Raw genomic sequence first — 12,980 nt, forward strand, 5'->3', positions numbered from 1 at the left:
CCCTAGGTGATCGCTGAAACCCCGGTTACTGCCCTGCCCACAATCAGCGAGTTGATCTCGTAGGAGCCCTCGTAGGTGTAGATGGCTTCGGCGTCGGCAAAGATCTTGGCGATCCGGTAGTCGGTGACGATTCCGTTCCCACCCAGAATGGACCGGCCCAAAGCCACGCTCTCCCGCGTCCGGGCGCTGCAGTAGGCCTTGGCGAGAGCCACTTGGGCCATGTCTGCCCCGCCGTGGCGAACGCCTTGCGCGTCCGTGGAGATGTCTTCCTGAAGCTGGGCGATCCTGACCATCATTCCCATGCTGGCTACCGCGTTGCCCAGCATGTCCACCAAGTGTTGTTGGATGAGTTGGAACTTGGCGAGCGGCTTTCCGAACTGCATGCGTTCGACGGCGTACTGCCGGGCGACGTCGAACGCGGCCAGTTGTTGGCCTACTGCTTGCCAGGCAACCATGATCCGGGAGCCGCGCAGCAGGTGGTTGGTGTCGGAGAAGCTGCTGATCCCGGCAAAGCGGTCAGCCTCGGCGACCTGCACGTCAACAAAGCGAATGTCAGCGTTCTGCACGGTCCGCAATGCGATTTTGTTCTCGATGCGGCTCCGGGTGATCCCCGGCAAGGTTGCGTCCACAATGAATGCGCGTACGGCTCCGTCGGCCTCGTCTTTGGCCCACACCAGCATGTAGTCGCAAAACGTCCCGTTGCCTATCCAGCGCTTGGCACCGTTGAGCACCCAGTAGTCGCCGCCGTCGGAAGTTGCCTGGCGGATCCTCCGGGCCGTGGTCTCCATGCCACCTGCGACGTCGGACCCGTGGTTGGGTTCGGTGAGCGCGAAGGCGCCGGTGGTGCGCAGGTTGGAGGCGTCGTCGAGGTAGCGGTCCTGTTGTGAGTCGCTGCCAAAGTCGTAGAGCGACTCCACGAAAAGATCGTGATGGACCATGAAGAACGTGGCAATCGAGGTATCTACCCGGGTCATTTCGGCGATGACCAGGCCGGCGAACAGATGGGTGTAGCCTCGCTGTGCCGGCGCGCTGAGCCGAAGCGCTGCGAGCTTGGGCAGGATGTGTTCCGGGAACTCGGCCTTCTCCCACCATTGCCCGGCGTAGGGTGCGATCTCAGAAGCCAGGAAAGCCCGAAGTTCGTTGAGTTTCCGCTGTTCCTGGACGCTGAGCAAGGACTCGAAGTCGAAGAAGTCGGCGGTGGGCAGGTCTGCCACCGAGGAAGGAGACACGCCACCGGCGCTCCCGGCAGTGCCACCGGCGCCCCTGATATTGCCCCCGGCAGGGGCCCCGGCGCTCCCGGCAGACGTGTCGCCGCTGTAGTCGCCCATCATTTGAGACCCATGCGGATGGCGCCGTCCAGCCGGATTGTTTCACCGTTGAGCATGGCGTTCTCCACGATGTGGGCGGCCAATTGGGCGTATTCGCCTGCACGGCCCAGCCTCGCGGGGTGTGGGACCTGTTGGCCCAGGGAGTCCTGCGCAGCCTGCGGAAGTCCGGCCATCATGGGTGTTTCAAAAATCCCTGGCGCGATAGTGGCCACCCTGATGAGCGAACGCGCGAATTCGCGTGCCAGCGGCAGGGTCATCGCAGCCACCGCACCTTTGGAGGCAGCATAGGCAGGCTGTCCGATCTGGCCTTCGAAGGCGGCAACCGAGGCGGTATTGATGATGACGCCCCGCTCGGGCCCGCCCAGTTCAGTGGCTACCGGCTCGGTTTCGACCATGGCTGCGGCGGCGAGCCGGATCACGTTGAAAGTTCCCACCAGGTTGATCTGGATGACTTTGTTGAACGTTTCCAGGGGCAGTACGCCGTCGCGTCCCAAGACCTTGCCGGGGGTGGCGATTCCGGCGCAGTTGACCACGATCCTCAGCGGTCCAAGGGCTGCGGCAGCGACGACGGCGGCCTGGACTTGTTGTTCATTGGTGACGTCGGCGGGGACAAAAACGGCGCGGGCATCGGCGCCGGAGGCATTCAGTTCTGCCGCGTAGGTCTCACCCGCTGATTGCGGCAGATCGACCAGCACTACCGACGCACCGGCGTCGAACAACCGCTTTGCGGTGGCGGCTCCCAGCCCTGAGGCCCCACCCGTAACCAGCGCGACCGTACCCTTGATGTCCATCCATCCTCCTTGATGCAGACTTGATGCAGAGCCAAAATCCGTTAATGCATGTTAACTGGAATTGTGAGCCAGCGCACCCTCGATAGGCTGGGGCCATGCCAGCCGACGCTTATCCTGCCGACCAGCCGCTCCCCTCCATAGAACCGGGCGAGTGGGCATCGCGCGCCAACCAAGCCGCCCGTTCAGTCACGCGGACCTTCGGCCGGCGCCTGTGTTTCCTCCCCGGAACGCACATCGGGGCGGTCACCCTCCCCACCAAACCCCTCCGCCAAATCGCCGGTCCTTGGCATTACTGGTGGCAGGCACACTATGTTGACTGCCTGGTGGACGCCGGCCGCCGCGAGCTGGCTGCGGCAACAAAGTTCGACGGCGCCTCCCGCCCCAGCGCGGGCCGGCTGGCTTCGCGGCTGGTCACCACCATCCGGCTGCGGAACCTGTTGAGGTTCGAGAACCACTTTTACGACGACATGGCCTGGCTGGCGCTCTCGACGTTGCGGTTGGAGAAGCTGGCCGAGGAAACCAGGAACCCGGGCCGTCGACGCAATGCCTACGTCCGCAAGAGGCTGACGTTGCAGTTCGATTCCGCCTCTACGGACGACCTCGGCGGAGGAACTTTCTGGAGCACCGCACGGGACTTCAAGAACACCCCGGCTACAGCTCCCGTGGCGCTCTACTTTGCGCGGACCGGCCGCAGCGAACGGGCCCAGTCGCTGGTGAACTGGCTCAACAGCAGGCTCTTGAACCCCCAACGGGGGGTCTACATGGATGGCCTCCGGATCCGCCGGGGTGAAACCGTCCTCGAGGAAGCCGTGTACACCTACAACCAGGGCCCGGTTCTTGGTGCCTTGCTGGAACTCGGCGGTCGGGAGAACCTGGAGCGCGCCGCCCAGCTGGTGCAGGCAGTGTCCCGAGAGCTGACAGTTCCCGGCACGCGCGTCATCCGTGGAGACGGGACCGGCGACGGTGGACTGTTCACCGGCGTCCTGGTCCGCTATCTGGCAGTTGCAGCGCGGGATCAGCGATTGCCCGCAACGGCCCGGGACACTGCCCGGGAGCTGGTGCACGCAACGGCCGCCGGTTTCTGGTCGGGCCGCCGCGAAGCTCCTGAACTGCGCGGCACCAAAGACGGCGACGGAGAACCGGCGGTTCTTTTCTCTCCCGACCCCCTTCGGCCGGCGGCCGAAACGTATCCGCCGGGTGCCGCCGTCGAACTTTCCACCCAGCTTCAGGCGTGGATGACGTTCGAAGCAGCAGCTACCCTCACGCCGGCTGCGACGGGCTAGGCCGGACGTTTCTTCTGGGGGTACGGCGTTTCGTGCCTGGCCAGCATCTCCACGAACCCTGCGATCTTGCGGGCCCGGGTTTCTGCCCGCTTCACGCCGTTGGTGCGGTGGATCAGGGCGAAGCGGTTCTGGGAGGTCAGGACGTCGAACATCGCCTGGGCTTCGGGCACGGCGGCGATGGCTGCGGCGAGGTCCTCCGGAACAACGGCGTCGGCAGGTCCGGCGTAGGCAGCTTCCCAGCGGCCATCGGCCTTGGCAGCGGCGACGGCGGCGCGTCCGGCGTCGGTCATCTTGCCCTCGGATTCCAGCCGGGCAATGTGCCCCACGTTCCGGGCCGACCAGATGCTTTTGCGGCCCCGCGGGGTCATCCGCTGCATGTAGCTTTGGTCGTCGCGGCTTTTCGACTGGCCATCGATCCAGCCGAAGCACAGGGCCTCATCCAGGGCGGCGTCGTAATCCAATTCGGTGATGCTGCCGCCCTTCTTGTGCAGGATCAGCCACACCCCGGGGCTCTCGGCGGCGTGCGCTGAAAGCCATTCGCGCCACGCGGCGCCGTCTTTGACAAGGAGTTCCGGGAGCTCAAGGGGCATGGGTCCATTCTGCTGCGAAAGAGCCCGCCCCCGACAAGGCCACGCGGCATAGGCTGGGAACTGACCGCCCACTCCAGGAGGACCCATGCTGCGATCCCGCCCCACCCACTACACGTCCCGCCCCGAGCTCTGGGTCGCGCTCCTCCAAGCACTGGGTTTGGTCAAGACTGTGGATGACGCCGGCTGGTGGGAGTTCGACGCCGGTTCGGGTCGCCTCGCGGTGGGGGCCGTAGAGCACGGACACCCGTTGGATGGCTCCACGATCTTCGGGGTGGAGGTGGGGAACCTGGAGGAGTTCGCGCGCCGCACCGAGGAAGCCGGCACCCAGGCAGAGGTCCAGGAAACCCCGGACGGGCCCACGGTGCAGATCTCTGCCGAGGACGGATTCGGGTTTTTCGCCTTCCCCGCCAGCCGTGCAGTAGATGGCACGTGGGCAACCTCCGCCGACGCCAACTCCGCCCTGACAGTGGTAGCCACCTGGGTCAGCCCCCTGGTTGGCCTGGCAGCGAACGACCTGCGTAACATCGGAGCCCGGCCCCGTTCGGAGGACGATGAATCAGCCACCTTCACTACCAAGAACGGCGGGATCCTGAGGATCATCCACGGTGCAGCCAGCACCCATGGCGACCTCGCTTTTGAGTACGACGGCGGCCTGGAACCGCTGCTGCGCCGGCTCAGCGAAGCGAACATCGAGGCCAGGATCAGCGACGACGTCCTGTACGTCGCCAACCCGGATGCCTCAGGTGGCGCTGCGCCGGCGTCGATTGTGATCGAACCACTCCGGCAGGCACCGGCGGCGTAGAATCCTTGCGCGCATAGCATCCAGGGAACCGCCCGCGTCCATTCCGGCCCTCCAATACCGCCGAGAGCGTAACCCCGCAGCTACGGCGACGCCTCCAAGGAAGTTCGGCGGGGGATGGGGTAGAACTTAACCATGAGCGTACGTACACCCGACCCGTATCCAGGCTGGCTTTCAGATGAAGACCTCTTCGAAGCCCGCGGCCGACTCCCCATGGTCTACGTGGAGGCTGTTCCGGTCAGGTTGGATCCGCTCGGTTATGTGAACGAGGTTGGCACGCTTCTCCAGGGCGACGCCGACGGAAACATGGTCCGCTACCTCGTCTCCGGCCGCGTCCTCTACCGCGAGACCATCCGTGCCGCCCTCCTGCGCCACATGGAAAAGGACCTCGGCCCCCTCGCATTTCCGCAGTTGCCCATCAGCCCCGTTCCCTTCACGGTGGCCGAGTACTTCCCGGCCCCGTCGCAGACAGGCTTCACCGATGACCGCCAGCACGCTGTTTCGCTTGCCTACATCATCCCCGTAACCGGCGAATGCGAGCCGCGCCAGGACGCCCTGGAACTGACCTGGATGACGCCGCAGGAAGTGTTGGGCGAGAACGTCCAGCAGGAATTCGACGGCGGCCGCGGGAACCTCGTGCGCCAGGCGTTGGCTTTCTCGGGCATCGTTCTCTAGCGGGTCCCGGCCCCCGCGCCGGCTGGTCTTTGTAGACTGGACGGCGGACCCCAAGAGAACCAAAGGACTTCCGATGACTCACAGCCCAGCCACACAGCAGTACAGAGAGAAGCAGGCTGGGGACCTGCGGCCCGGAGATTTTCTCTACCCGCCAGGGGACGGGCCAGCCGCTGAAATCGCCGGCATCGAGGTGCAGGACGACGACTACGGCGTTGCCGCAATGCTGTTGGTGACAATGGTCGACGGCGGCACGGTGCGGATCGCTGTTGGGTCCAGTGTGCCCGTGGGTGACGGAGCAGGGGTTGGCCCTGCACTGGACCCGGACGGCTCCGACGCCGCAGGCTCGAGCACCGCAGGCTCAAGCACCGCAGGCTCAAGCACCGCAGGCTCAAGCACCGCCGACGCAAGCACCGTCGACTCGAGCACCGCCGACTCCGACGTCGCCGGCTCCAACACCGCCGACGCAAGCACCCCGGACTCCAGCACCTCCGCAGGGCGCGACGAAGACACCCAGGCCGGACCCGCCGTCGTCGTGCCTCCACGCCCGGAAACGCCACCGTCGTACACCGGACCCAGCCCCGAAGAACTTGCCCTGATCCCTGAACCGGAGGGCACTCCGGAGGCCGTGGTGAGTGCCGCGGCCGCCAACCACAAGGGCAAAAACGGTGTGCAGGTCCTCGCTGACCGCCTGACGAAGGGCATCAACACCAAGTCCGGAAGCTGCCTCCGGGACCTCAGCAACCTGGCGTTCGACCTCTGCATCGTGCTGCGGGACCCGGACCATGCGCTGGCCGTTGCCGATCTGCTGAACGTCCTTCCTTTCGACGGCAACCTGGACCGATGGGCATCAATTGAACGTGCTCTGGCGCTGTCCAGTTTCATCTGCCGCGAAGCGGGCCAAAGCGATCGTGCAGCCGTTTACGAGAAACTGCTGCGGGCCCCCGAATCCCAGGAGGAAGATCCCTTCAAGGCCAGGATCAACGCCCGGGTCAGGCAGCGCTCACTGAACGAACCCAATCTCTATGACAAAGAAATCTTCCGCGCGATCGATAACGGCAACCACGAAGCCGAGCGTGAATGGCGGTTCCTCAGGCTCGAAGCACTCATGTTCCTCCGCGCGCACGGTGGATCCAAGACCATCGGTGAGGAAGAGTTGGCCCGTCGGATCGGCAACGAACTCGAATCGGTCCGCGCCTGACTTCCCCTGCCCGGTTTATCCAGGAAGATCAAGGCCTGTTTTGTGGACACGAACGGCGGTAGATTCGGGGCCATGACGAACAATCTGAGCGTTGTAATTAATGCCGACGCGCAGCAGGTTTGGACAATGCTGCGCGAACCGTCGCTGGTGGCTCAATGGCACGGCTGGGAAGCTGATGACCTCACCGACGAAATCAAACAGATCTACTTCAACACCGATGTCGTGGAAGGGCCGGATCACACCAGCCTGACCGTCAACGGCGGGGATGTCTTCGAACTCCACCCCGTTTCCGGCGGCACGGAAGTGAAGATCACCAGGGCCGCCCTGGACCACGATTCCGAATGGGCTGAGTGGGACGAAGACATCACCCAGGGGTGGCTCACGTTCCTGCATCAGCTCCGCTTTGCCTTGGAACGGCATCCCCACGGGCAGCGCCGGACCCACTTCATCTCCGTTCCAGGCAAAGGCGGGCCGGCCATTGAAAAACTCGGCATGGGCGATTTGCCGCCCGTTGGGGAGGAGTACTCGCTCACGCTTGCCACCGGAGAGAAGATATCCGGCAAGGTTTGGTTCAAGAGCCGGCACCAGGTGGGCCTCACCGTCCACAGCTACGCGGAGCACGGCGACGGACTCTTGATCGTCGCGGAGCAGTTGCCGATTCCGGAAAAGAGGCCCGACGGCGGATCCATGGTGATTGCCTCCACGTACGGTTTGGGGGCGCACACCTTGGCTGACATCCGGTCATCGTGGGACAACTGGAAGGCCGCGAACTCCGGGGCTTAGGGCTTTTTCGACAGGCTGCTCCCGGTAAAGCTGGCACACTTGATACCGTGCCAGCTTCCGTTCCTGCCTCCGCTTCTGCTTCTGCATCTTCCACGACCCCGGCCTTGCCTGACTTGGCTGGCTCGCCTGGCTCGCCTGGCTTGGCTGGCTTGGCGGGACCGTCTGGCTTGCCTGGCTTGGCTGCCCGGCAATCGGAGTTCTCGTTCTCGGTGGGCAAGCGCCTGACGGAAACGTGTTCGCCGTCGGACGCCCAAGTGGACGCCAACGGCGGCGCTTTCCTTGGCCGCACCGGCACCATCACCACCCCGCACGGGACCATCAAGACGCCCGCCTTCATTGCCGTCGGGACCAAAGCGACCGTCAAAGCCGTGCTCCCGGAGTCCATTGCCGAACTCGGTGCACAGGCTGTCCTTGCCAACGCCTACCACCTCTACTTGCAGCCGGGACCTGAAATCCTCGACGCCGCCGGCGGACTCGGTGCGTTCATGAACTGGTCGGGCCCCACCTTCACCGACTCCGGTGGATTCCAGGTCATGAGCCTTGGCTCCGGGTTCAAAAAAGTGATTGACATGAAGAACGTGGATTCTTCCGGGCCCGACGACGCAGTGGCGCCCGGCAAGGAACGGCTCGCCCACATCGACGACGACGGCGTCTGGTTCAAATCCCACCTGAACGGGGACAGGCACCGTTTCTCCCCCGAGATTTCCATGCAGGTCCAGCACCAGATCGGAGCGGACATCATGTTCGCCTTCGATGAGCTCACCACGCTGCAGAACTCGCGGGCGTACCAGGAGGAATCCCTCGAGCGCACGCGGCTCTGGGCCTTGCGCTGCCTGGAAGAGCACGCTGCGTTGACGTCATCCCGTGCGGGCAAGCCATACCAGGCTTTGTTCGGCGTGATCCAGGGCGCCCAGTACGAGGACCTGCGGCGCAAGGCCTGCCAGGATCTGGGGGCCATGCCGTTTGACGGGTACGGGATCGGCGGGGCGTTGGAGAAGGAAAACCTTGGCACGATTGTGCGCTGGTGCAACGAGGAACTGCCCGAAAACAAGCCGCGCCACCTGCTGGGTATCTCCGAACCGGATGACATCTTCACGGCCATCGAGAACGGCGCCGACACCTTTGACTGTGTCTCCCCCACACGGGTGGCGCGGAACTCTGCGTTCTACACGCCGTTTGGCCGGTTCAACTTGTCCGGGGCCAAGTACAAGACCGATTTCGGCCCCCTGCAGGACGGCTGCGACTGCTACACCTGCCTGAACTATTCGCGGGCCTACATCCACCACCTGTTCAAGGCCAAGGAAATGCTCTCGGCAACCCTGATCTCCATCCACAACGAGCGCTTCGTGGTGAAGATGGTGGACGACGCCCGCTTGGCCATCGAATCCGGGGATTTCTTCGAGTTCAAGGCCGAGACCTTGGGGCGGTACTACTCCTAGCACGTCCAGGCGCGCCGAGATCGCCGGAGGTGAACGGGATCGCCGGGCCTGTCCGGCTATCCCGCACAGGCCCGGCGTCCCCGGTAAAGGTCCGGCGATCTCGCGCGTTGTCCACATAACGACGGCGGGGGCTACTTTCGGCTGTGCGCGTGACCGAGGCTGGGTAGATGAGTCAGAAACAAGCTACCGCCCTCCCACAGCTGGGAACGCTCTGGCGCACCCAGCAGCTCAATGAACTGGGACTCAGTTCACGCGCAATCGGCGCACTGGTGCGGCAAGGTGACCTCCTCCGTGTGCGGCAAGGGTGCTATATACGTCGCGCGGCGTGGGACAAGCAGCCGGACGACGTCCGGGGAAAGCAACTGATCCACGCGCATGCACACGGAACGTTAACCACGTCCAACGGTGGCTACGTCTACAGCCACACGTCCGCGGCCAGGCTGCACGGGCTGTTTCTTTGGAACGTGGATCAAACCATCCACGTCGCGCTTCCGTCCAACCCATCCAGCGAGCGACTCGGCAAGGATGTTCGCGGACACAAGCTGCGATTGACTCCCTCGCAGATCACCACAGTGGAGTACCTAAAGGTCACCGATCTGGAACGAACCACCGTGGACTGTGCCAGGACCCTGAACTATAGGCAAGCGTTGATCATCATGGACCACGCACTGCGGCTCGGAGCGGACAAGCATCTCATGCACGCCCACGCGAATTCCTTGTCCGGACGCCGAGGAGTCCGAACCCTGCAGAGGTGCTTGGCTAATGCTGACCCCCTGTCCGAATCCCCTGGGGAGACTTTGACCCGCGAACTGCTTGCCCGCCTCAAATTGCCCATGCCCGCGGCTCAGGTGGAGGTGCAAAGCAGGATTGGCCGCCACCGGATGGACTTCGCATGGAAAAAGGAAAAGGTTGCCCTTGAGTTCGACGGTGAGGTCAAGTATTTCAGGTACGAACGCACGGACCGCGTGATCTTTGAGGAACGACGCCGGGAAAAGGCACTTGTTGAGGACGGATGGTCCTTCATCCGCGTCGAATGGCGCGACCTTTTTCAGGAGCAGGAGTTCAAAGCGCGGGTTCTGAAGGCCCTCCGTAGGTGACAGGAGCCGGGCGTCCTTCGAGAGTCCTGCGTCTCACTGGTTTTCGAGAACGCCGGACTGCGCGAACACGCGGGAGCCGCGCGAGGTCGCCGGGCTTTTCCGGCGATCTCGTACAGCTCCCGCGTCCTGGGCGTCTTCCGGTGAACTCAGCGCCGGGCCAGCCCAAGCCTAGGCTGCCGCTGCCCCGTAGCTCGGCTCGCGCTTCTTGATCCAGCCGACCACCAGCACGGTAACGGGTACGAACAGGAACTCCACGGCCGTCTTGTAGACGAAACCAGCCAGGGCGTAATTCAGGAATGAGCCGAAGTCCGTGATGCCGATGACCGACGCCGCGATGCTGCAGAAGATCAGGGTGTCCACCAATTCGCCCACCACGGAGGAGCCCATGAGTCGTGCCCACAGGCTCTTTTCACCGGTGCGGGCCTTCATCCTCACCAGGATCCAGGAGTTGATGGTCTGTCCGGCAAGGAAGGCCAGCAGCGAGGCGAGAACGATCTGCGGTACGGGTCCAAGCGCACCTTCGATGGCGGCCTGCTTGCTTGTGCCGTACTCGTCGCTGAAGCCGGGGAGCACAATGATGATCCAGTAGCAGAGGGAGGCAAACACCGAGAGTGCGAACGAGGTAATGATGGCCTTGCGCGCAACTTTGAAGCCATAAACCTCGCTCATCACATCGCCCAGGATGTACGCGATCGGGAACAGGAAGAACCCGCCATCGGTGATGATCGGTCCGAGAACCACCCCTTTGGAAGCGCCGATGTTGGACAGGATCAGCACCACGGCCATGATGGCCAGCATGATGCCGAAATACGGGGAGCCGATCGAAGCGAAGCGCGGCGCGGGCTTGCTCAAAGTACTGGAGCCTGAGGGCGAGGGCATGGGTCATCCATTTCTTAGTGGTTCGCGCAGGCTCCTTTCCGAAAGGGCGCCCCGCTGTATTAGCACTGTGGTTGGTGGGGCATCCGGCCCGGCACCGGTTCCATTCTCCCACTCCTTCAGCCAGCGCTCACTCACATCCCCCGGGCATCCCCACCCACCCTCACTCACCTCCCCCGGGCATCCCCCCCAACGCTCACTCACATCCCCCGGGCATCCCCACCAACCCTCATCCACCTCCCCCGGGCTTCCCCACCAACCCTCATCCACCTCCCCCGGGCATCCCCCCAACGCTCACTCACATCACCTTTTGAACACGTTCAGAAATGTGGCATACTCAAACTTGAACACGTTCAAAAACTTCCTGAGGAGCGACTCCATGGCAGCAAAGAGTGAGCAAACCCGCCAACTGGTAGCCGACGTCGCGCTGAAGATGTTCCGTGAGATCGGCTTCGAAAAGACCACCATGCGTGCCATCGCGCAGGAGGCCGGGGTGTCCGTGGGGAACGCCTATTACTACTTCGGCTCGAAAGATGAGCTCGTCCAGGAGCTCTACCTCCAGGTACAGGATGAGCACGCAGTCGTTGCAGCACAGGCACTGGAAGGCGTTCACGACCTCGGGGGCCGCCTGAAAGCAGTGCTGCACACCGGCATCGACGTCATGGCGCCCTACCACCAGTTCGGTGCCGATTTCATCGCGACGGCGATCCGGCCGACGTCGCCCGTCAACCCGTTCGGCGAGGCTTCCACCGCCGCCCGCGAGGCCTCGCTCGCGATCTTCCGGTCCGCCGTCGAAGGTTCCTCGCCCGCCGTCGCGAAGAAGCTGCGAGGGGATCTGCCCGAATTGTTGTGGCTGGCGTACATGGGCGTCGCACTGTTCTGGGTCTACGACCGCTCCCAAGGGCAGCGCCGCACGCGAAAGCTGATCGATGGCGCGGCTCCCCTTCTGGCTCGGGGCTTGTCCCTGGCGAAAATCCCCGGAGTCAGCAAAGTCTTCGACGACGTTCTGGGGCTCGTGCGCAGCGTCAAGGAAGACTCGTGATGCCGCGGACTGTGGTGATCGCCGGTGCTAGCGGGTTCATTGGCAGCTACTTCACGCGGCGGTTTATTGCTGACGGTTGGCATGTCAGGACGGTTGGGCGGGACGCCTCGGCTGACGCACAATGGGACGACGACGGCGCTATCGCCAAGGTGCTGAACGGCGTCGAACTGCTGGTGAACCTCGCCGGACGATCCGTGAATTGCCGTTACGACGAGCGGCACCGGAGGGAGATTCTGGACTCCCGGGTTTTGACGACACGTGCGTTGGGCCGGGCGGTTGCTGCGTGTGCCGAACCTCCCCGGACATGGATCAACTCGAGTACGGGCACAATCTACCGGCATGCTGAAGACCAGCCGCAGTCTGAGGCTTCGGGCGAGTTGGGTACTGGGTTCTCCGTCGACGTGGCCCGCGCATGGGAGGACGAGTTGGCGGCGGCCGGTGTTCCCCGTACAAGGAAAGTGCCGCTTCGAATTGCCATTGTGTTGGGAGCCGGGGGCGTCATGGAACCCCTCCACAACCTTGCGCGGTTGGGTCTGGGTGGGCATATGGGGCCCGGCACGCAGAAGTTCAGCTGGATCCATGTGGAGGACTTGTACCGCGTGGTGCTGTTCGTTCACGATCACGCCGAGCTGTCCGGTCCTGTGAACGCGGCGACGCCTTACCCCGTGGACAACCGCGAATTGATGTCGCTGGTCCGGAGGAGTTTGGGCGTACCTTTTGGAATTCCGACGCCCGCCTGGCTGCTCGAGGCCGGAGCCGTCCTCATCCGGACCCAGACCGAGCTGGTGCTGAAGAGCCGCTGGGTGGAGCCTCGGAAGTTGCTCGACGCCGGCTTCGCGTTTGAATACCCAACCCTGGCCGGTGCCCTCAACCAGATCGGGCATCGGCAGCCGAGACCCTCTCGCAGATGACCACCCCTCCAGCCCAAACCCTCTCGCACATGATTACCCCTCCAGCCCCAACCCTCTCGCACATCCTCGGGGACTGCCGATCTCCATCGCGCTCGCAGCCGGTACCGACCGCCTGGCATCTGGAAGCTCGTCCACATCAACGGACAACCATCGGTCTGCTAATCGAGC

At 63.8% G+C, this 12,980-nt stretch carries 13 protein-coding genes; 9 read left to right on the top strand and 4 right to left on the bottom strand.

The features are described 5' to 3' along the window. Nucleotides 1–2 precede the first annotated feature (2 nt). Both AC6JA3_RS18090 and AC6JA3_RS18095 read right to left on the bottom strand, forming a co-directional pair. Complete coding sequence (locus tag AC6JA3_RS18090; protein WP_497920438.1) at nucleotides 3–1,331, bottom strand: acyl-CoA dehydrogenase family protein; 1,329 nt, start codon at nucleotides 1,329–1,331, stop codon at nucleotides 3–5. Beyond that, complete coding sequence (locus AC6JA3_RS18095) at nucleotides 1,328–2,119, bottom strand: SDR family NAD(P)-dependent oxidoreductase (RefSeq protein ID WP_026541892.1); 792 nt, start codon at nucleotides 2,117–2,119, stop codon at nucleotides 1,328–1,330. The genes AC6JA3_RS18090 and AC6JA3_RS18095 overlap by 4 nt, the downstream gene beginning before the upstream one ends. 95 nt (nucleotides 2,120–2,214) lie before the next feature. On the opposite strand from AC6JA3_RS18095, the gene AC6JA3_RS18100 reads away from it, so the two are divergent. Then, the gene (locus AC6JA3_RS18100; RefSeq protein ID WP_035761045.1) at nucleotides 2,215–3,402 is read left to right on the top strand and encodes a glycoside hydrolase family 76 protein; all 1,188 of its coding nucleotides are present in this window, start codon (nucleotides 2,215–2,217) and stop codon (nucleotides 3,400–3,402) included. On the opposite strand, the gene AC6JA3_RS18105 is transcribed toward AC6JA3_RS18100, so the two are convergent. Next, nucleotides 3,399–3,992: a YdeI/OmpD-associated family protein gene (locus tag AC6JA3_RS18105; RefSeq protein WP_026541890.1), complete on the bottom strand. Its 594-nt coding sequence runs from the start codon at nucleotides 3,990–3,992 to the stop codon at nucleotides 3,399–3,401. The two genes, AC6JA3_RS18100 and AC6JA3_RS18105, sit on opposite strands and share 4 nt — an antisense overlap. Nucleotides 3,993–4,077: 85 nt before the next feature. On the opposite strand from AC6JA3_RS18105, the gene AC6JA3_RS18110 reads away from it, so the two are divergent. From AC6JA3_RS18110 to AC6JA3_RS18135, 6 genes are all read left to right on the top strand, one after another. Beyond that, nucleotides 4,078–4,794 carry a hypothetical protein gene (locus AC6JA3_RS18110; protein ID WP_026541889.1) on the top strand — a complete coding sequence of 239 codons (717 nt, stop codon included), beginning with the start codon at nucleotides 4,078–4,080 and terminating at the stop codon, nucleotides 4,792–4,794. A 132-nt stretch (nucleotides 4,795–4,926) separates the two neighbouring features. Then, the gene (locus AC6JA3_RS18115; RefSeq protein WP_026541888.1) at nucleotides 4,927–5,466 is read left to right on the top strand and encodes an NUDIX hydrolase family protein; all 540 of its coding nucleotides are present in this window, start codon (nucleotides 4,927–4,929) and stop codon (nucleotides 5,464–5,466) included. Between the two features lie 73 nt (nucleotides 5,467–5,539). Continuing rightward, complete coding sequence (locus AC6JA3_RS18120) at nucleotides 5,540–6,664, top strand: DUF6707 family protein (protein WP_026541887.1); 1,125 nt, start codon at nucleotides 5,540–5,542, stop codon at nucleotides 6,662–6,664. A gap of 72 nt (nucleotides 6,665–6,736) precedes the next feature. Beyond that, the gene (locus AC6JA3_RS18125) at nucleotides 6,737–7,447 is read left to right on the top strand and encodes an SRPBCC family protein (RefSeq protein WP_026541886.1); all 711 of its coding nucleotides are present in this window, start codon (nucleotides 6,737–6,739) and stop codon (nucleotides 7,445–7,447) included. Between the two features lie 167 nt (nucleotides 7,448–7,614). Next, nucleotides 7,615–8,886, top strand: a complete 1,272-nt coding sequence (gene tgt / locus AC6JA3_RS18130; protein WP_202900180.1) for a tRNA guanosine(34) transglycosylase Tgt — start codon at nucleotides 7,615–7,617, stop codon at nucleotides 8,884–8,886. 167 nt (nucleotides 8,887–9,053) lie between these two features. Then, nucleotides 9,054–9,983, top strand: a complete 930-nt coding sequence (locus AC6JA3_RS18135; RefSeq protein WP_026541884.1) for a type IV toxin-antitoxin system AbiEi family antitoxin domain-containing protein — start codon at nucleotides 9,054–9,056, stop codon at nucleotides 9,981–9,983. Nucleotides 9,984–10,151: 168 nt separating this feature from the next. Here the strand turns inward: AC6JA3_RS18135 and AC6JA3_RS18140 are convergent, their stop codons facing one another. Further along, the gene (locus AC6JA3_RS18140; RefSeq protein ID WP_026541883.1) at nucleotides 10,152–10,862 is read right to left on the bottom strand and encodes a queuosine precursor transporter; all 711 of its coding nucleotides are present in this window, start codon (nucleotides 10,860–10,862) and stop codon (nucleotides 10,152–10,154) included. Nucleotides 10,863–11,238: 376 nt separating this feature from the next. On the opposite strand from AC6JA3_RS18140, the gene AC6JA3_RS18145 reads away from it, so the two are divergent. Together AC6JA3_RS18145 and AC6JA3_RS18150 are read left to right on the top strand one after the other, a co-directional pair. Then, nucleotides 11,239–11,901: a TetR/AcrR family transcriptional regulator gene (locus AC6JA3_RS18145; RefSeq protein ID WP_026541882.1), complete on the top strand. Its 663-nt coding sequence runs from the start codon at nucleotides 11,239–11,241 to the stop codon at nucleotides 11,899–11,901. Beyond that, complete coding sequence (locus AC6JA3_RS18150; RefSeq protein WP_026541881.1) at nucleotides 11,898–12,812, top strand: TIGR01777 family oxidoreductase; 915 nt, start codon at nucleotides 11,898–11,900, stop codon at nucleotides 12,810–12,812. Before AC6JA3_RS18145 ends, AC6JA3_RS18150 begins: the two co-directional genes overlap by 4 nt. The last annotated feature ends 168 nt before the right edge of the window (nucleotides 12,813–12,980 follow it).

This window comes from Arthrobacter sp. TmtSoilC79 (assembly GCF_059739405.1).

What these genes read in the sequence shown, in the direction of transcription:
- AC6JA3_RS18090 (WP_497920438.1), bottom strand. Translation starts at nt 1,331, where the DNA reads ATGATGGGCGACTACAGCGGCGACACGTCTGCCGGGAGCGCCGGGGCC.
- AC6JA3_RS18095 (WP_026541892.1), bottom strand. Translation starts at nt 2,119, where the DNA reads ATGGACATCAAGGGTACGGTCGCGCTGGTTACGGGTGGGGCCTCAGGG.
- AC6JA3_RS18100 (WP_035761045.1), top strand. Translation starts at nt 2,215, where the DNA reads ATGCCAGCCGACGCTTATCCTGCCGACCAGCCGCTCCCCTCCATAGAA.
- AC6JA3_RS18105 (WP_026541890.1), bottom strand. Translation starts at nt 3,992, where the DNA reads ATGCCCCTTGAGCTCCCGGAACTCCTTGTCAAAGACGGCGCCGCGTGG.
- AC6JA3_RS18110 (WP_026541889.1), top strand. Translation starts at nt 4,078, where the DNA reads ATGCTGCGATCCCGCCCCACCCACTACACGTCCCGCCCCGAGCTCTGG.
- AC6JA3_RS18115 (WP_026541888.1), top strand. Translation starts at nt 4,927, where the DNA reads ATGAGCGTACGTACACCCGACCCGTATCCAGGCTGGCTTTCAGATGAA.
- AC6JA3_RS18120 (WP_026541887.1), top strand. Translation starts at nt 5,540, where the DNA reads ATGACTCACAGCCCAGCCACACAGCAGTACAGAGAGAAGCAGGCTGGG.
- AC6JA3_RS18125 (WP_026541886.1), top strand. Translation starts at nt 6,737, where the DNA reads ATGACGAACAATCTGAGCGTTGTAATTAATGCCGACGCGCAGCAGGTT.
- AC6JA3_RS18135 (WP_026541884.1), top strand. Translation starts at nt 9,054, where the DNA reads ATGAGTCAGAAACAAGCTACCGCCCTCCCACAGCTGGGAACGCTCTGG.
- AC6JA3_RS18140 (WP_026541883.1), bottom strand. Translation starts at nt 10,862, where the DNA reads ATGCCCTCGCCCTCAGGCTCCAGTACTTTGAGCAAGCCCGCGCCGCGC.
- AC6JA3_RS18145 (WP_026541882.1), top strand. Translation starts at nt 11,239, where the DNA reads ATGGCAGCAAAGAGTGAGCAAACCCGCCAACTGGTAGCCGACGTCGCG.